General features: G+C 67.3%; 17 protein-coding genes and 1 tRNA gene. 7 read left to right on the top strand and 11 right to left on the bottom strand.

The genetic code is table 11. The features are described 5' to 3' along the window. Positions 1-147 precede the first annotated feature (147 nt). Positions 148-855 (bottom strand): phosphatase PAP2 family protein, encoded by a 708-nt coding sequence (locus tag BCL79_RS13185; RefSeq protein WP_121041851.1) that lies wholly within the window; start codon positions 853-855, stop codon positions 148-150. Then, positions 836-2,101 carry a flavodoxin-dependent (E)-4-hydroxy-3-methylbut-2-enyl-diphosphate synthase gene (gene ispG, locus BCL79_RS13180; protein WP_121041849.1) on the bottom strand — a complete coding sequence of 422 codons (1,266 nt, stop codon included), beginning with the start codon at positions 2,099-2,101 and terminating at the stop codon, positions 836-838. Before ispG ends, BCL79_RS13185 begins: the two co-directional genes overlap by 20 nt. 144 nt (positions 2,102-2,245) lie before the next feature. On the opposite strand from ispG, the gene BCL79_RS13175 reads away from it, so the two are divergent. Beyond that, a complete protein-coding gene (locus tag BCL79_RS13175) occupies positions 2,246-3,472 on the top strand; it encodes an ATP-binding protein (protein WP_121041847.1) in 1,227 nt (408 codons plus the stop codon). Next, the gene (locus tag BCL79_RS13170) at positions 3,469-4,053 is read left to right on the top strand and encodes a response regulator transcription factor (protein ID WP_121041845.1); all 585 of its coding nucleotides are present in this window, start codon (positions 3,469-3,471) and stop codon (positions 4,051-4,053) included. Before BCL79_RS13175 ends, BCL79_RS13170 begins: the two co-directional genes overlap by 4 nt. A 65-nt stretch (positions 4,054-4,118) precedes the next feature. Here the strand turns inward: BCL79_RS13170 and pgi are convergent, their stop codons facing one another. The 6 genes from pgi to pcnB all read right to left on the bottom strand — a co-directional run bounded on the left by pgi (position 4,119) and on the right by pcnB (position 9,739). Further along, positions 4,119-5,633, bottom strand: coding sequence for a glucose-6-phosphate isomerase (gene pgi, locus BCL79_RS13165; protein WP_121041843.1), 1,515 nt, complete (start codon positions 5,631-5,633; stop codon positions 4,119-4,121). Further along, the gene (panD, locus tag BCL79_RS13160) at positions 5,630-6,010 is read right to left on the bottom strand and encodes an aspartate 1-decarboxylase (RefSeq protein ID WP_019183273.1); all 381 of its coding nucleotides are present in this window, start codon (positions 6,008-6,010) and stop codon (positions 5,630-5,632) included. Before panD ends, pgi begins: the two co-directional genes overlap by 4 nt. 183 nt (positions 6,011-6,193) lie before the next feature. After that, positions 6,194-7,036 carry a pantoate--beta-alanine ligase gene (panC, locus tag BCL79_RS13155; protein WP_121041841.1) on the bottom strand — a complete coding sequence of 281 codons (843 nt, stop codon included), beginning with the start codon at positions 7,034-7,036 and terminating at the stop codon, positions 6,194-6,196. After that, positions 7,033-7,848: a 3-methyl-2-oxobutanoate hydroxymethyltransferase gene (gene panB, locus BCL79_RS13150; protein WP_121041839.1), complete on the bottom strand. Its 816-nt coding sequence runs from the start codon at positions 7,846-7,848 to the stop codon at positions 7,033-7,035. The genes panC and panB overlap by 4 nt, the downstream gene beginning before the upstream one ends. A gap of 31 nt (positions 7,849-7,879) precedes the next feature. Then, positions 7,880-8,368: a 2-amino-4-hydroxy-6-hydroxymethyldihydropteridine diphosphokinase gene (gene folK / locus BCL79_RS13145; protein WP_121041837.1), complete on the bottom strand. Its 489-nt coding sequence runs from the start codon at positions 8,366-8,368 to the stop codon at positions 7,880-7,882. A 3-nt stretch (positions 8,369-8,371) separates the two neighbouring features. Further along, complete coding sequence (gene pcnB / locus BCL79_RS13140; RefSeq protein WP_121041835.1) at positions 8,372-9,739, bottom strand: polynucleotide adenylyltransferase PcnB; 1,368 nt, start codon at positions 9,737-9,739, stop codon at positions 8,372-8,374. Positions 9,740-9,789: 50 nt separating this feature from the next. On the opposite strand from pcnB, the gene BCL79_RS13135 reads away from it, so the two are divergent. Next, positions 9,790-9,864 (top strand) — tRNA-Glu (locus tag BCL79_RS13135). 150 nt (positions 9,865-10,014) lie between these two features. Here the strand turns inward: BCL79_RS13135 and BCL79_RS13130 are convergent. Then, a complete protein-coding gene (locus BCL79_RS13130; RefSeq protein WP_121041833.1) occupies positions 10,015-11,445 on the bottom strand; it encodes a sugar porter family MFS transporter in 1,431 nt (476 codons plus the stop codon). A gap of 248 nt (positions 11,446-11,693) precedes the next feature. Between BCL79_RS13130 and BCL79_RS13125 the strand changes: the two genes are divergently transcribed. Together BCL79_RS13125 and fdxA are read left to right on the top strand one after the other, a co-directional pair. Beyond that, positions 11,694-12,623, top strand: a complete 930-nt coding sequence (locus BCL79_RS13125) for an SMP-30/gluconolactonase/LRE family protein (RefSeq protein WP_121041831.1) — start codon at positions 11,694-11,696, stop codon at positions 12,621-12,623. Between the two features lie 105 nt (positions 12,624-12,728). After that, positions 12,729-13,052 (top strand): ferredoxin FdxA, encoded by a 324-nt coding sequence (gene fdxA, locus BCL79_RS13120; RefSeq protein ID WP_121041829.1) that lies wholly within the window; start codon positions 12,729-12,731, stop codon positions 13,050-13,052. Positions 13,053-13,122: 70 nt separating this feature from the next. Here fdxA and BCL79_RS13115 read toward each other — a convergent pair whose 3' ends face one another. Then, the gene (locus BCL79_RS13115) at positions 13,123-13,647 is read right to left on the bottom strand and encodes a hypothetical protein (protein WP_121041827.1); all 525 of its coding nucleotides are present in this window, start codon (positions 13,645-13,647) and stop codon (positions 13,123-13,125) included. Between the two features lie 26 nt (positions 13,648-13,673). Beyond that, on the bottom strand, positions 13,674-14,567 hold the full coding sequence (gene dapA, locus BCL79_RS13110; RefSeq protein WP_121042213.1) for a 4-hydroxy-tetrahydrodipicolinate synthase: 894 nt from the start codon (positions 14,565-14,567) through the stop codon (positions 13,674-13,676). 163 nt (positions 14,568-14,730) lie between these two features. Between dapA and BCL79_RS13105 the strand changes: the two genes are divergently transcribed. After that, positions 14,731-15,291, top strand: a complete 561-nt coding sequence (locus BCL79_RS13105) for a glycine cleavage system protein R (RefSeq protein WP_019183297.1) — start codon at positions 14,731-14,733, stop codon at positions 15,289-15,291. 78 nt (positions 15,292-15,369) lie between these two features. Further along, entirely contained in the window at positions 15,370-15,849 is a 480-nt protein-coding gene (locus tag BCL79_RS13100; RefSeq protein ID WP_121041825.1) for a peroxiredoxin, read from the top strand. Positions 15,850-15,898 lie beyond the last annotated feature (49 nt).

Genomic DNA, 15,898 nt, shown 5'->3' with positions numbered 1-15,898 from the left:
CCCATCATCGCGTTCTGGTCCGCGCATCACAGACGTGCTGTCCTGCCCCTCCCCCTGCGCCTCTCATCCTAGCCTGTTCCAAAGGGACAGCCTATCGATGCGGCCGGCCTTCATGCCGTTTTCGGCCAGTTTACCGCCGTAATGCCCTCAGTGGCGGTGCCGCCACGGATGCCGGCGGCGGAACATGACCAGGAAGCAGCCGACCACCCACACCAGGGCGGCACACCAGCCGGCCAGGATGTCGGAGGGGTAATGCACCCCCAGGTACATGCGCGAGATGCTCACCAGGACCGCAAATGTAAGTGCGGCAAGGGCCACCGGCCAGCGCCAGCGGGTGTTCCAGGCCAGCAGCACCAGCGTGACGGCCAAGGTCATCGAGCCCATGGCGTGGCCGCTGGGGAAGCTGAACGTGCTCTCCGGGGCAATGGACTCCCACAGGCTGGGCCGGTCGCGCTGGAAAAAGCGCTTGCTGCCCAGGTTCAACAGCGCCGAGCCGGCGAAGCAGATCGCGACAAAACTGGCCTCGCGCCAGCGTTTGCGCCACGCCAGCAGGCCCACGATCAGCACGTCGGCCGGAATCAGGAACCACTCGTAGCCCAGCTTGGACAGCAGCACGAAGAAGCGGTCCAGGCCCGGCGAATGCAGGGCGTGCAGCTTCCACAACAGCAGGTCGTCGAAGTAGATCGCCTCCAGGGCGTGCACTTCATCGGCCAGGGCCACGAAGCCCGCCAACGGCAGCAGCACGCCCACGAACAGCAGCACGAAGCGCCAGGCGTTGCGGCTCATCCAGTGGCGGACGCCGGCGGCCGGCTCCGGCGCGGCCAGCACCGCCGGCTTATCCAACGCGTCGGACATAGGTGCGTTCGACGTACTCATCGATCAGCATGACGAAGTCCTGGGCGATGTTCTCGCCGCGCAGGGTGACCGTCTTTTCGCCATCCACGAACACCGGCGCGGCCGGCGTTTCACCCGTGCCCGGCAGCGAGATGCCGATGTTGGCGTGGCGCGATTCGCCCGGGCCGTTCACGATGCAGCCCATGACCGCCAGGGTCATGCTCTCCGCACCCGGGTGGCTCACTTTCCAGATCGGCATTTTCTCGCGCACATGGTTCTGCACGACCTTGGCCAGTTCCTGGAAGAATTCCGAGGTGGTCCGGCCGCAGCCGGGGCAGGCCGTGACCAGCGGGGTGAAGGCGCGCTGCCCGGTGGTCTGCAGCAGTTCCTGCGCCACGATCACTTCGGCCGTGCGCGACTGGCCCGGTTCGGGGGTCAGCGAGATACGGATGGTGTCGCCGATGCCTTCCTGCAGCAGCACCGCCAGCGCCGCCGAAGAGGCGACGATGCCCTTGCTGCCGATGCCGGCTTCGGTCAGGCCCAGGTGCAGGGCGAAGTCCGAGCGCTGGGCCAGGTCGCGGTACACCGCAATCAGTTCCTGCACGCCGCTGACCTTGGCCGACAGCACGATGCGATCGCGTGGCAGGCCCAGTTCCACGGCGGTCTGCGCCGAATCCAGCGCCGAGCGGATCAGCGCTTCGCGCAGTACCCGACCGGCATCCCAGGGCTGCGCGCGCTGGCTGTTCTCGTCCATCAGGCGCGCGGCCAGGGACTGGTCCAGCGAGCCCCAGTTGGCACCGATGCGGACCGGCTTGTCGTAGCGGATCGCAAACTCGATCAGCTGCGCGAACTGGGTGTCTTTCTTCTTGCCGAAACCCACGTTGCCCGGATTGATCCGGTACTTGGCCAGCGCTTCGGCGCAGGCCGGCTCCTGGGTCAGCAGCTGATGGCCGTTGTAATGGAAGTCGCCGATGAGCGGGACATCGATCCCCATCATCTGCAGCTTCTCCACGATCCGCGGGATGGCCGCGGCCGACTCGGGATTGTTGACGGTCAACCGCACCATCTCCGAGCCCGCGCGCCACAGTTCGGCCACCTGCTTCACGCTGGAGGCGACATCGGCGGTGTCGGTATTGGTCATCGACTGCACCACCACGGGATGGCCCCCGCCCACGACCACGCCGCCGATATGAACGGGATTGGTCTGGCGGCGGGCCCACACGGCGGAGTCGGCGGGTTGGGTCGGTCGGGTCACGGCGTCATGCATCCGCCTATTTTAGCGCGCCCAGCGCACAGGTAGGTGCCCAGCGTTGGTTGGCACTCATGTTCAGCGCCCGTCGTGCGCCGCCTACCCCGGATGCGGCCTATTGTCGCAGGCAGCTCCTGGCCGGAGCGCATACGATGTGCGCACATGACCGGTCCCGACGCCCCCTTCCTCCGCACCCTGTGCAGCCTGCGCTGGCTGGCCGTGGCCGGCCAGGCCGCCACGATCCTGGTCGCTACCTGGGTACTGGGCCTGGCGCTGCCGCAGCTGCCGCTCTGGGCCGGCGTCGCTGCGCTGACCCTATTCAATCTGTATGCGCAACTGCGCGTACACGATGCCGACACGGCACCGCTGACCGCGTTCTGCCACATCCTGGTGGATGTCACCGTGTTGACCTGGATGGTGGGCTGGAGCGGCGGCATCGCCAATCCCTTCGGCTCGCTGTTCCTGATCCTGATCGCGCTGGCTGCGCTCGCCCTGCCCCTGCGCTGGACCCTCGCCGTGGCCGCGGCCTGCCTGATCGGCTATGCGGCGAGCGGCGTGTTCGGGCTGCCGCTGCCGAGCGGCTATTTCACTGGTGCGCAGATGCAGCAGTGGGGCGTGGTCTGCAACTTCCTGCTGTCGGCCACGGTGGTGCTGGTGTTCGCGACCCGGCTGGCGATCGCCCTGCGCCAGCGCGAACACGAGCTGGCCATGCTGCGCGAACGCTTCGTGCGCAACGAGGGCATCGTCGCGCTGGCCACCCACGCCGCCTCGGTCGCGCATGAGCTCAATACCCCGCTGGCGACCATGACCCTGCTCGCCGACGATATCGCCGACCAGACCGAAAGCAGCGAGGTCCGCGATGACGTGGAAACCCTGCGCGAGCTGCTGGTGCAGTGCCGGGAGCGCGTGCTGGCGCTGGCCCGCCCGGCCGCCGGCGATGCGCCCGGCCGCGATGCGGTGACGTTGCCGCAGGTGCTGGAGCAGTGGCGGCTGGTGCGCCCGACCATCGCGCTGAAGCGTAATGAGGATGCCCCGCTCACCCTGCCGCTGGACCCGGGTATCGGGCACCTGCTGATGGTGCTGCTCAACAATGCCGCCGACGCGGGTGAGAAGGCCGACCGACCGCAGGTGGATCTGTCGCTGCGCATCGAGGGCGATGATCTGATCGGCGAAGTACGCGACTACGGCCATGGCTTCGACGCCCGCCAGGCCGTGCTGCCCGGCACCTTGTTCAACAGCGGCAAGACCGACGGCATGGGCGTCGGCCTGGCCCTGTCCCACGCCACCATCGAACGCCTGGATGGCGAGCTGTGGATGCGCCCGGCCAACGGTGCCGGCACGCGCGTCGGCTTCCGCCTGCCCTTGTCCCCACGGGAGACTTCCGCATGACCGCTTTCACCCCCGCGCCCGGCCAGGCCAGCCATGGCCTGCTGGTCGACGACGACGAACTCTATCTGCGCACGCTGCAGCGCAGCCTGGCCCGTAAAGGGCTGGACACCGTCACCGCCAGCGACACCGCCTCGGCCCTGCTGCTGGCCCGGCAACAACCGCCGGCCTATGCGCTGATCGACCTCAAGCTCGGCACCGAATCCGGCCTGGCGCTGATCCAGCCGCTGCGCGCCCTGCGCGAAGACATGCGGATCCTGCTGGTCACCGGCTATGCCAGCATCGCCACCGCGGTGGAAGCGATCAAGCTCGGCGCAGACGACTACCTGCCCAAGCCGGCCACGGTGCCGATGATCCTGCGCGCACTCGGCGAGGAAGACGATGGTCCGGCCGACGATGGCGACATGGAACCGCCGGATGCGATGACCCCGATCAGCCGGCTGCAGTGGGAGCACATCCAGCAGGCGATGCATGAGACCGGCGGCAACGTGTCTGCCGCGGCGCGCCTGCTGGGCATGCACCGGCGCTCGCTGCAACGCAAGTTGGCCAAGCGGCCGAGCCCGGAGCGCGACCCAAGCCGGTAATGCCGACCGTGGGTCGCCCGCGCAAGAATCGGTAGCGCCGACCAGCGGCCGGCTCTACGTGGCCGTCAGGCGGTCAAGCGCCCCAGCAGCTCCAGCGTCACCGGATCGGTGATCGCATGCGCCTGGCCCTGCAGCGCCGGCAGCAACTGGCTGGCCAGCTGCTTGCCCAGCTCCACGCCGAACTGGTCGAATGCGTTGATGTTCCAGATCAGCGACTGCACGTACACGGCGTGTTCGTACATGGCGATCAGGGCACCCAGCGACTGCGGTGTCAACGCATCGAGCAGGATCAGGGTGCTCGGACGGCCACCGGGGTACTCGCGGTGCGGATCCTCGCTGCCCTGGCCATTGGCCAGCGCCTCGGTCTGCGCCAGCAGGTTGGCCATCAGCGCCTGGTGGTTGACCACGTAGGGATCATCGTTGTGCACGCAGCCGATGAAATCGGCCGGGATCACGCTGGTGCCCTGGTGCAGCGCCTGGAAGAAGCTGTGCTGCACATCGGTGCCGGCCCCGCCCCACCACACCGGTACGGTGTCGCTGGCGACCGGGCTGCCATCGAGCTGCACCCGCTTGCCCAGGCTCTCCATCACCAGCTGCTGCAGGTAGGCCGGCAGCAGCGCCAGGCGCTGGTCGTAGGTCATCACCGCATGCGTGGCATGGCCGAGCAGGTTGCGGTTCCAGATATCGGTCAGCGCATGCAGCACCGGCAGGTTCTGCGCCAGCGGAGCGGTCAGTGCGTGTTCGTCCATCTGCGCCGCACCCTCGAGCAACTGCTCGAAACGCGCAAAGCCGATGGCCAGTGCGATCGGGAAACCGACCGCCGACCACAGCGAATAGCGCCCGCCCACCCAATCCCACATCGGCAGGACGCGGCCGGCGGCGATCGCGAAGGCCTTGGCGGCACGCTCCGGATTGGCGCTGACCGCATACAGCCGCTCGCTGCCGCCCAGCCAGTCATGCAGGATCTGCCCGTTGAGCAGGGTTTCCTGGGTGCCGAAGGTCTTGGAAATCAGGATGCCGGCCGTGGTGGCCGGATCCAGCGTGGCGAGCGTGCGCTGCATCGCAGCGCCGTCCACGTTCGACACGAAATGCACGCGGAAACGTGCGCCGGTGACCGGGCGCAGCGCATCGGCCACCAGCCGTGGCCCAAGGTCCGAGCCGCCGATGCCGACGCTGACGATATCGGTGATGTGGGTCGCTTCCAGTGCGGCGATCAGCTCGCCCATCTGCTGGCGCACCTGGGCCGCCGTGGCGAAGGCCTCACCGGCCACCGGCGCGCCGCTGGCATCACCACGCAGCGCGGTATGCAGCGCGGCGCGGCCTTCGGTGACATTGACCGTTTCACCGCGGAACAGGCGCTGGAAGCCGCCGGCGACATCGCGCTCGGCAGCCAGCTGCAGCAGTGCGTCCAACGCCGCGCGGTCGTACTTCTGCCGCGCGAAATTGACGTACAACGGACCGACCCGCAACCCCAGCGATTGTGCGCGGCCCGGTTCGGCGGCGATCAACGAAGGGATGCTCGCGCCTCGCAGGCGCTGGGCATGGGAATGAAGCGGGTCGAATCCGTTGTGCTGTGTCATGCGGCCTGTGTCGGGATCGTGTCGTTGGTGTGGGAGATCTGGTTCTTGCCGTCCACATATACCAACTTCGGCTTGAAGCTGTCAGCTTCTTCTTCGCTCATGCTGGCGAAGGCGGCGATGATGATGATGTCGCCCACCTGCACGTGGCGCGCGGCGCCACCGTTGAGCGACACCACGCCGCTGCCGGCTTCGGCGCGGATGGCATAGGTGGAGAAACGCGCACCGTTGGTCACATCCCAGATGTGCACCTGCTCGAACTCACGGATGCCGGTCGCAGCCAGCAGGTTGTCATCGATGGCGATGGAACCTTCGTAGTTCAGCTCGGAGTGAGTGACGGTGGCGCGGTGGATCTTGGTCTTCAGCAGGGACAGATGCATGGCAACGGGGAAACGGTAAAGGAAAGGGAAATTCTAGCACCCGGGGGCCCGGCGGCAGGGGGTAGCCCGACCCCGACCCTCCGGCGCTGCCGGCCGTTCAGGCAGGCGGCCGGAAGGCTCTGCCCTGCGCAAACGCACAGGGCCACCCGAAGGTGGCCCTGTGGCGGCACCGCGTTGGCCGGCTCAGAACTCCAGGTTGTCGATCAACCGGGTATTGCCGATCCGCGCGGCGATCAGGGCCACGCGGGTGCCGTCATTGGCATCGGCCGGCTCGGACAGGTCCGGGAGGCGGACCACGGCGTAGTCGACCTGGAACCCGGCCGCCTGCAGCGCCGCCGCGGCTTCGGCTTCGATCAGGCTGCGGCTCTTGCCGGCGATGAAGCCTTCGCGCATGCCCAGCAGCACGTGGTGGATGGTGGTCGAGACCGGGCGTTGCTCGGCGTTGAGGTACTGGTTGCGCGAGCTCATCGCCAGGCCGTCGTCTTCGCGCACGATGTCGCCCCCGACGATCTGGATCGGGAAGGCCAGGTCTTCCACCATCTGGCGGATCACCGCCAGCTGCTGGTAGTCCTTCTTGCCGAAGGCTGCCACATCCGGCTGCACCTGGTTGAACAGGCGCGAGACCACGGTGCAGACGCCATCGAAATGGCCCGGGCGATGCGCGCCTTCGAGCAGCCCACTGATGCCGGGCACATTGACGCTGGCCGCCAGTTCCACACCGAACGGGTACATCGACTCAACCGTGGGCAGCCACAGCACATCGCACCCGGCCTGCTCCAGGCCGGTGGTGTCGGCTTCGGGCGTGCGCGGGTAGCGGGTGAAGTCCTCGTTCGGGCCGAACTGGGTCGGATTGACGAAGACGCTGGAGACCACGCGATCGGCGTACTGCCGGGCCAGCGTGACCAGTGAATAATGCCCTGCGTGCAGGTTGCCCATGGTCGGGACCAGCGCGACGCGCAGGCCCTCGCGCTTCCAGCCGTTGACGACGGCGCGCAGGCGGGACAGTTCGGTGACGGTTTCGATCATGAGGCGTAGGCGTGTTCTGCGTCGGGGAAGGAGCCGTCGCGCACGGCGTCGGCGTAGGCACGGACCGCACCGGCAACCGACCCGCCTTCGGCAAGGAAATCCTTGACGAACTTGGGACGGCGATGGCCGCTGTCCAGACCGAGGAAATCATGCAGCACCAGCACCTGGCCATCGCACTGCGGGCCGGCACCGATGCCGATGGTGGGCACGCTGATGTCCGCGGTGACCTGGGCAGCCACCGGCGTGGGCACGCATTCGAGCACGACCAGGCTGGCGCCGGCGGCTACCGCGGCCTTGGCGTCATCGCGCAGCTGCTGGGCGGCATCGCCACGGCCCTGCACGCGATAGCCGCCCAGCCGCAGCACCGACTGCGGGGTCAGGCCCAGGTGCGAACAGACCGGAATCTCGCGCTCGACCAGGTAACGGATGATGTCCAGCTTGAAGCCGGCACCTTCGATCTTGACCATCTCCGCACCGGCCTGCAGCAGGCGCAGCGAGGCATCCAGCGCGCGCTCGGGGGTGGCGTCGGCGCCGAACGGCAGATCCGCCACCAGCAGCGCGCGTTGCAGTACGCGGGCCACGGCGCGGGTGTGATAGACCATGTCGTCGGTGGTCACCGGCAGGGTCGAGTCATGCCCCTGCACCACCATGCCCAGCGAGTCGCCGATCAGGATCAGGTCCACGCCGTTGGCGTCGAAGCTGCGGGCGAACCCGGCATCGTAGGCGGTCAACATCACCAGCTTCTGTCCGTTGCGCTTGGCCTCGGCCAACGCGGGCACGGTCCAGGGCTTGCTGTCTGCGTGGGTACTCATGAGCTGATAACCGGTGGCGATAAGCCCCGCATTATCCTCCTATTGAAGCGATCCCGCAGGCCTGGACCCGCATCACAGCATCCCGCACGCGGCCGTGTCCGGCAATGATGGCGTCCGGCGCGATCTCGGCCAGCGGCAGCAGCGCGAACGCGCGCTCATGCAGATAGGGGTGCGGTACCTGCAGCTGCGGCAGATCGATGATCTGTTCGCCGTACAGCAGCACGTCCAGATCCAGTGCGCGCGGCCCCCAGTGCACGGCAGGATCACGGACGCGGCCGAAGCGGCGCTCGATCTCCAGCAGGGCAGCCAGCAGATCCGGTGCGGGCAACGTGGTCTCCAGCACGGCGGCGGCATTGACGAACGCCGGCTGGTCTTGGTTGCCCCAGGCCGGCGTGCTGTACAGCTGCGAGCGCGCGCGCAGTGTGGTCTGCGGCAGGGCCGCCAGCGCCGGGAACGCATCGCGCAGGGTCTGCGCGGCGTCCCCGAGATTGGCGCCCAATCCGATACAGGCCAGGGTCACGGCTTACTCGCCTGCCACTCCACCGGGCCGACGGCGGCGGCGACGACGCTTGCGCGGCGCACCGTCTTCGCCCTCGCCGTCGGCCTGGGCGGCATCCAGTGCCGAATCCAGCTCGGTGCCGGACTGCAGCTGGACTTCGCGCCAGAACGCCACATCGGCTTCGTGCTCGCTGGAGGCCACCTGGCGCAGGACCAGGAAGTCGTAGGCGGCGCGGAAGCGCGGATGGGTCAGGGTTCGGATCACGCGCTTGCGCTGACGCGAGCCGAAGCGGCCCTGCAGCAGCCAGATTTCCTGCATCGGCAGCGAGAAGCGGCGCGGCAGGGCGATCGTGGTCAGCTGGTGCAGGGTCACGCGGTCCGCCGCACGGCGCTGCGCTTCTTCCAGCGCGACGCCCTGCTTCTGCAGGCTGGCCAGGGCGCGGCAGAACGCCGGCCACAGCAGCAGCGCGAACAGGAACGACGGCGACACCGGCTCATCATTGGCCACACGCAGATCGGTGTTGTGCAGACCTTCGATGACCATCCGGCGCAGCGCGCCACTGCGGTTGCTGCGCAGCGCAGCGGCGCTTTCCGGGAACATGACGTCAAGCAGACCGTACCGCTCCAGGCCTTCGAAGCTGGCCACGCCGTGCCCGGACAGGAACAGCTTGAGTACTTCCTCGAACAGGCGTGCCGGGGCGGCCTCGGCCAACAGGTTGGCCAGGCGCGGCAGCGGTTCGGCGGTGGCCTCTTCGATCTGGAAGCCCAGCTTGGCGGCCAGGCGCACCGCGCGCAGCATGCGCACCGGGTCTTCCTGGTAGCGCTGCTCGGGATCGCCGATCAGCTTCATCAGGCGGGCCTGCACGTCTTCAAAGCCGCCGGTGTAATCGCGGACCGAGAAATCCTCGATCGCGTAGTACAGGGCGTTGCAGGTGAAGTCGCGGCGGATCGCGTCGTCTTCGATGCTGCCGTACACGTTGTCGCGCACGAGCATGCCGTTTTCCATCTCACGGTCGCCGCTGCCATCGTCGATGTTGGCGCGGAAGGTGGCGACCTCGATGATCTCGCGGCCGAACACCACGTGCGCCAGGCGGAAGCGGCGGCCGATCAGCCGGCAGTTGCGGAACAACTGCTTGACCTGCTCGGGCGTCGCGTCGGTGGCGACGTCGAAATCCTTGGGGTGGCCGTTCACCAGCAGATCGCGGACGGCGCCGCCGACCAGGTAACCGGCAAACCCGGAATCACGCAGCCGGTACAGAACGCGCAGGGCGTTGGGGCTGATGTCCTTGCGGGAGATGTTGTGCTGATCGCGCGGGATCACGCGCAGGCTGAACGGTGATGTAGCAGAGGAATTGATGTTGGCGCTTCCGGTTGAGTTTTCGGGATTGCCCAATGGCATCTAGGTCCATATACTAGCGCGCTGCGCAGTTCGCGACAAAGTCTGCTCCCTTCGTCTAATGGTTAGGACGTGGCCCTCTCAAGGCTAAAACAGGGGTTCGAGTCCCCTAGGGAGCACCAGTCGCGGTGCAGAAAGCCAAAAACCCCGCCACGGCGGGGTTTTTTGCGTTCAGGGCCCAGGGCCTGCGGCGCCTGCCCTGCCAGGCCCGGACCGGGGAGCGCACTCCCCGACCCGGCCCCTACCCTGCGCGCAGGGCCGTCCGGAGCGGCTCAGCCCTCCATCTGCTCCAGTTCCTTGCCCTTGGTCTCCTTGACGAAGCGCAGCACGAAGAACACCGAGATCACCGCCGCCACCGTATAGATGCCGTAGGCACCGGCCAGGCCGATGCTGCCCAGCAGGATCGGGAAGGACACGGTGATGGCGAAGTTGGAGGTCCACTGCGCCGCGCCGGCCACCGCCAGCCCCGAACCGCGGATCTGGTTGGGGAACATCTCGCCCAGCATCACCCACATCACCGGGCCCCAGGACATGTTGAAGAAGATCACGTAGACGTTGGCCGCCACCAGCGCCAGCACGCCCATGTTGTCCGTGAGCTGAAGCTTCCCGGCGGTATCCAGCGAACCACTGGCGAAGGCAATGGTGACCAGCGCCAGTGAGATCGCCATGCCGACCGAGCCGACCCACAGCAGCGGCTTACGGCCGATGCGGTCGATCAGGACCACGGTGATCAGGCAGGCGCCGATGCTCAGCGCACCCGAGAGCACGTTGATCAGCAGCGCGTCGTTCTCCGAGAAGCCCACCGCCTGCCACAGCACCGCGCCGTAATAGAAGACGACGTTGATGCCGACCAGCTGCTGGAACACCGCCAGGCCGATGCCGATCCAGACGATCGGGCGCAGTTTGCCGGTGGTCTTGCTGATCAGATCCGAGAAGGTCGGGCGGTGCTGGTCCTGGGACAGCGAGCCTTCGATCTCGGTGATCTTGGCCTGCGCCTCGACCGGGCCGTACAGCCGGGTCAGCACCGCCAGGGCCTGGTCACGGCGCCCTTTGACCACCAGGAAGCGCGGGCTCTCCGGGATCACCAGCAGCAGGCACAGGAACAGCAGCGAGGGAATGGCCTGCATCCAGAACATCCAGCGCCATGCCGCCTGCCCCAGCCACAGCGCCTGGGTGGAGGCACCGGCCGCCTTGGCCAATAGATAGTTGCTGAGGAAGGCGCAGAACAGGCCGCTGATGATCGCGATCTGCTGCACCGTCGCCAGCCGGCCGCGGTAGCGGGCCGAGGCCACCTCGGCGATGTAGGCCGGCGACATCACGCTGGCCGCACCCACCGCGAAGCCACCGATCACCCGGGCGATGATGAATACCGTGGAGCTGTGTGCCGCCCCTGCCCCCAAGGCGGAGAACAGGAACATCACCGCGGCGATGATCAGCACGCCGCGGCGGCCGAGCCGGTCGCCGAGGCGGCCGGCGAAGAATGCACCGATCGCGCAGCCGAGCAGCATCGAGGCGACCTCGAAGCCGATCCCGGCCGAACTGGACTGGAAGGTGTCCTTCAGACCATCGACGGTGCCGTTGATCACGCCGCTGTCAAACCCGAACAGGAAGCCACCGATGGTGGCCACGCAGCTGATCAGGACGATGAAACCGGTGTTCTCGCCGCTACCGGCGCGGGTACTGCTGAGCGAAGCACTGGACATGGGAACCCCTGGTTGAAGGGACACTGGATGCTGCGGATCAGCGCAGCAGATGGATGGTTGATCAGAACCGTCGTCTGCCGCACCCCCGCGCCTGACTGTCTACCGGTAGTCACCTCCATCTTGGACCGGGGATCGACGGCTCTGCAATCGTGCACTGCGGCATTGTCTCGGCAGTGAGGCGCAGCGCACACGGGATGGATCGACCCGGTGGCAGAATGCAACGCCCGCTGATGTTGTGAGCCTGCCGAATGCGCGACGCCGCCGCCCCGTCTACCGCTGTCGCCGATGTTCCACTGCTGGTCGACAGCCGCTGCACCCATGGCGAAGGCGCCCTGTGGTCGGCCCGCCGGCAATGCCTTTTCTGGGTGGATATCAGTGAGCGCCGCTTGTGGCAGTACCGCAGTGCCGACGGCAGTCACCGGAGCTGGTTGCTGCCGGACCGGCCCGGCTGCCTCGCCGAAGGGGACGACGGCCGCCTGCTGATCGCGCTGGCCGGCTCATTGCAGCGGCTGGATATCGACCGCGACGGCGATGCCCCGGCGCCCGCGCTGGAATGGCTGGCCGATGTGCAGCCCGATGTCGTGGACACGCGCAGCAATGACGGCCGTACCGATCGCGCCGGCAATCTGGTGTTCGGCACCATGAGCGAGGATCCTGCGCGTGCACCGCTCGGCCGCTACTACCAGTTTTCGATGCGCCATGGCCTGCGCGAACTGAACCTGCCGGACGTCGTCATTCCCAATGCGATCTGTTTCAGCGCGGACGGCGCCACGATGTACTTCTGCGATTCGGTACGGCCGGCGCTGTGGTGCTGCGATTACGACGCCGAGCGCGCGCACTGCGGGGCGCCGCGCCTGTTCGCTGCGCTGCCCGATCCGGACTGGGAACCGGATGGGGCCATTGTGGATGCCGATGGCGGCGTCTGGAACGCGCAGTGGCGCGCCTCGCGCGTGGTGCGTTATCGCCCTGACGGACAGGTTGACCGGGTGGTCCTGCTGCCGGTGCGCAACCCGACCTGCGTCGCGCTCGGCGGGCCCTCGCTGCGGCACCTGATGATCACCAGTTCCCGGCTGGACCACACCGACCAGCAACTGGCGGCCAGCCCGCGCGCCGGCGGCGTATTTGCGCTGGAGACCGGCATCCCCGGCCTGCCCGAGAGTCCCTTCCGCTGGGGCTGAGCCTTGCGCCAGCGGCATTTCGGGTTTTCAGGCACGATCCGATCCCGCGCCACGGACCAACCTGTTCTAGAATTGTGCGGCTTACTGTCGGATTCAGATCCAGCCATGCCTTTTGTCGTCACCGAAAACTGCATCAAGTGCAAACACACCGATTGCGTGGAAGTGTGCCCCGTGGATTGCTTCCACGAAGGCCCCAACTTCCTGGTGATCGACCCGGATGAGTGCATCGATTGCACCCTGTGCGAACCGGAGTGCCCGGTCAACGCGATCTTCCCCGAAGACGACGTGCCCGCCGGGCAGGAAGCATTCGTCGCCCTGAACGCCGAGCTGGCCAAGGCCTGGCCGGTGCTGACCGTGCGCAAGGACCCGCCCGCCGATGCCGGCGAATGGGATGGCAAGCCGGACAAGCTGACGCTTCTGGAACGCTGAGCCGTCGGGCGCTGGCGGCAACGAAAAAGGGCGCCGACGGCGCCCTTTTCGTTTCTCTGACCGGTTCCGGTTACGGAGCCAGCTTCGCCTTCAGCTCGCCCAGCAGCTTGGTCGGGGCCGCCGCGGTGGCCGGCAGGCCACGCGGGTCGACGGCCGACACATAAGCACCGGCATCGACGGCGACCACGCGGACCAGGAAGTCGCTGCCTTCGAAGGCCACGTCGTAGGAACCCAGCAACTGGGCCTTGCTGGCGATCTTCACGCCTTCAACGGCCTCCAGCGCGGTGCCGACCTTGGCGAACACCTCGTCCTTGGTGCCCGGCACGGTGAAGCCGGCGTTGTTGGCGGCCGCCGGGTTCGCGGCCGGGGCCGGACGCGCCGCCTGCGAGGCCAGCGAGGAGCTGGTCGCAGCGGTAGCGGCGGCCTGGCCGGCCGGGACGTTCAGATCCGGCGGCACTTCCAGCGGGCGCACTTCCGGGGCCAGGGCGTAGTCGCCCTTGGCGCCGCGCTTGAAGCAACCGGTGGTGCCGACGAGGGTGGCGGTAGCCAGGATCGCGAAGGACAGCACGCGGAAGGCGGAAACGGATTGACGCATGGGAATCTCCTGGGTGACCACTGACATCAGTGGTTGGATAGTGCTTCCAGCGCACCGATATCGGTGGCCAGGTGTTCGGCAGCGGCGTGATGGGCCGCGGACAAGGGCAGCAGCGGCAGGCGCAGGCCGTCACCAATGCCGATCCGGCGCAGCAGGTCCTTCACCGGGATCGGGTTGGACTCCACGCCGCAGAATTCATGGAACGGCTCGAGACGGGCATCCCACGACTCGGTCGCCTCGCGTTCCCCGGCCGTCGCCAGGTCGCACATCCGGCGGTAGGCGCCCGGCAGGGCGTTGGAGCCCACCGAGATCAAGCCATCCACGCCGGACAGGATGGAACGCGCGGCCGTACCGTCGTCACCGCTGAGGATGGCGAAGTCCGGCGTACGCAGGGCCAGCAGGGCATTGACGCGGCCCACATCGCCCACCGCTTCCTTGATGCCGACGATGTTCGGGTGGCGGGCCAGCTCGGCGACGGTTTCGGGCAGCATGTCGCAGCCGGTGCGGCCGGGCACGTTGTACAGGATGACCGGCAGGCCGCCCTGGTCGGCCACCGCGCGGTAATGCGCGATCAGGCCGGCCTGGGTCGGGCGCACGTACGGCGGGGTCACCACCAGCGCATGGGTCGCGCCGTTGGCGGCCGCACGACGGGTCTGCTCGATCGTTTTGGCCGTCCCCGACAGGCCGGTCCCGGCCAGTACCGGGATGCGCCCGGCGACGGTTTTGACCGCACTGCGCAGCAGCTGGTCGTATTCGTCGTCGGACAGGGCAGCGGCTTCACCGGTCGAACCGGCCACCACCACCCCGTGAACACCACCCTCCAGTTGCAGGTGCAGCAGGCGCTGCCAACCGTCGGGATCCAATGCGCCGTTCGCCTGGAAGGGCGTCGCCAGCGCGGTGATGAGACCGGAAAGGGACAAGGACATCGTGCTCGGAAGAAAGGGGGCACCGTGCCTGCGTAAGCGCCGGCCAGATGTACGTTGCATGTTACTTGCGGGTCGAAAGCGCGGGCAAGTATGCTGGACTCCGGCGAACGTGCCGTCGCCGGCCGTTCAGACTCACCTTGTATCACCCGGAACCATCTTGACCGACACCACGCCGCGGCCTGCGCCGACCGAAAACCACCTCCTGATCAACGCCTATACGACGCATCCGGAGTCCCCCCTGCTGCCTGTGACCCGGCGTATCGCCGACAGTGGCTGCAATCTGGTCGATGCCCGCCTGGCCACGGTCGGGCGCGACGTGTCCGTGACCGCCCTGGCCACCGGCTCGTGGGACTCGGTGGCCAAGCTGGAGGCGATGCTGACCCGGCTGGAGCGTGAGGAAGGCCTGAAGCTGGTCTGGTACCGCACCGGTGCCAAGCAGGCGCAGTCCAACCTGCTGCCCTACATCGTGGAAGTGATCGCCGCCGACAAGCCAGGGATCCTGTTCCAGCTGGCCGATTTCTTCGACCGCCAGGGCATCACCATCGAAAACCTGCAGAGCACGCGTTACCGCGCAATGCAGACCGGTGCGGAAATGTTCTCCGCGCAGGTCACGATCGGGGTGCCGGCGAACATGCACATTGCCGCGCTGCGCGATGATTTCCTCGAGTTCTGCGATCACCTCAACCTCGATGCGATCATGGACCCGATGAAGTTCTGATGTTTCGCGCGTTCGTCACGGGCGCGCGGGGTTTCATGCAGTTGTAGTAGATCTACCCCAGGATCCGGAAAGGAACCCATGAACGACGGCGACACCCTGGACAGCACCACCCTCGCGCTTCCGCTGGCCTTGTCCGGCGGCGACACCACCACCCTCGGCGAGCTGGCCGGCCAGTGGCTGGTGCTGTACTTCTACCCCAAGGACAGCACCCCGGGCTGCACCACCGAGGGCATCGATTTCAACGCGCTGCTCCCGCAGTTCACGAAGGCCGGCGCCCGCGTCTTCGGCGTCTCCCGTGATTCGGTCAAGTCCCACGACACCTTCTGCGCCAAGCAGGGCTTCGCCTTCCCGCTGATCAGCGATGGCGACGAAGCGCTGTGCACGGCGTTCGACGTGATCAAGCTGAAGAACATGTACGGCAAGCAGGTGCGTGGCATCGAGCGCAGCACCTTCCTCATTTCGCCGGACAGTCGTATCGTGCAGGTGTGGCGCAAGGTCAAAGTGGCCGGCCACGCAGACACCGTCCTTGAAGCCCTGAAGGCCGCGAAAACCCAGTGATCAACCCGGCACCCCCAATGGCCATCACCCTGCCCCGCAGGTCGTGATG

This window comes from Stenotrophomonas rhizophila (genome assembly GCF_003651185.1).
GTDB classification, from domain to species: Bacteria; Pseudomonadota; Gammaproteobacteria; order Xanthomonadales; family Xanthomonadaceae; genus Stenotrophomonas; species Stenotrophomonas maltophilia_Z.
Note: the sequence above shows the minus strand (reverse complement) of the source record. Positions and strands in the feature narration are given on the sequence as shown.

Coding starts and splice junctions, on each gene's coding strand:
- BCL79_RS13185 (WP_121041851.1), bottom strand. CDS start 855: ATGTCCGACGCGTTGGATAAGCCGGCGGTGCTGGCCGCGCCGGAGCCG.
- ispG (WP_121041849.1), bottom strand. CDS start 2,101: ATGCATGACGCCGTGACCCGACCGACCCAACCCGCCGACTCCGCCGTG.
- BCL79_RS13175 (WP_121041847.1), top strand. CDS start 2,246: ATGACCGGTCCCGACGCCCCCTTCCTCCGCACCCTGTGCAGCCTGCGC.
- BCL79_RS13170 (WP_121041845.1), top strand. CDS start 3,469: ATGACCGCTTTCACCCCCGCGCCCGGCCAGGCCAGCCATGGCCTGCTG.
- pgi (WP_121041843.1), bottom strand. CDS start 5,633: ATGACACAGCACAACGGATTCGACCCGCTTCATTCCCATGCCCAGCGC.
- panD (WP_019183273.1), bottom strand. CDS start 6,010: ATGCATCTGTCCCTGCTGAAGACCAAGATCCACCGCGCCACCGTCACT.
- panC (WP_121041841.1), bottom strand. CDS start 7,036: ATGATCGAAACCGTCACCGAACTGTCCCGCCTGCGCGCCGTCGTCAAC.
- panB (WP_121041839.1), bottom strand. CDS start 7,848: ATGAGTACCCACGCAGACAGCAAGCCCTGGACCGTGCCCGCGTTGGCC.
- BCL79_RS13130 (WP_121041833.1), bottom strand. CDS start 11,445: ATGTCCAGTGCTTCGCTCAGCAGTACCCGCGCCGGTAGCGGCGAGAAC.
- BCL79_RS13125 (WP_121041831.1), top strand. CDS start 11,694: ATGCGCGACGCCGCCGCCCCGTCTACCGCTGTCGCCGATGTTCCACTG.
- fdxA (WP_121041829.1), top strand. CDS start 12,729: ATGCCTTTTGTCGTCACCGAAAACTGCATCAAGTGCAAACACACCGAT.
- BCL79_RS13115 (WP_121041827.1), bottom strand. CDS start 13,647: ATGCGTCAATCCGTTTCCGCCTTCCGCGTGCTGTCCTTCGCGATCCTG.
- BCL79_RS13100 (WP_121041825.1), top strand. CDS start 15,370: ATGAACGACGGCGACACCCTGGACAGCACCACCCTCGCGCTTCCGCTG.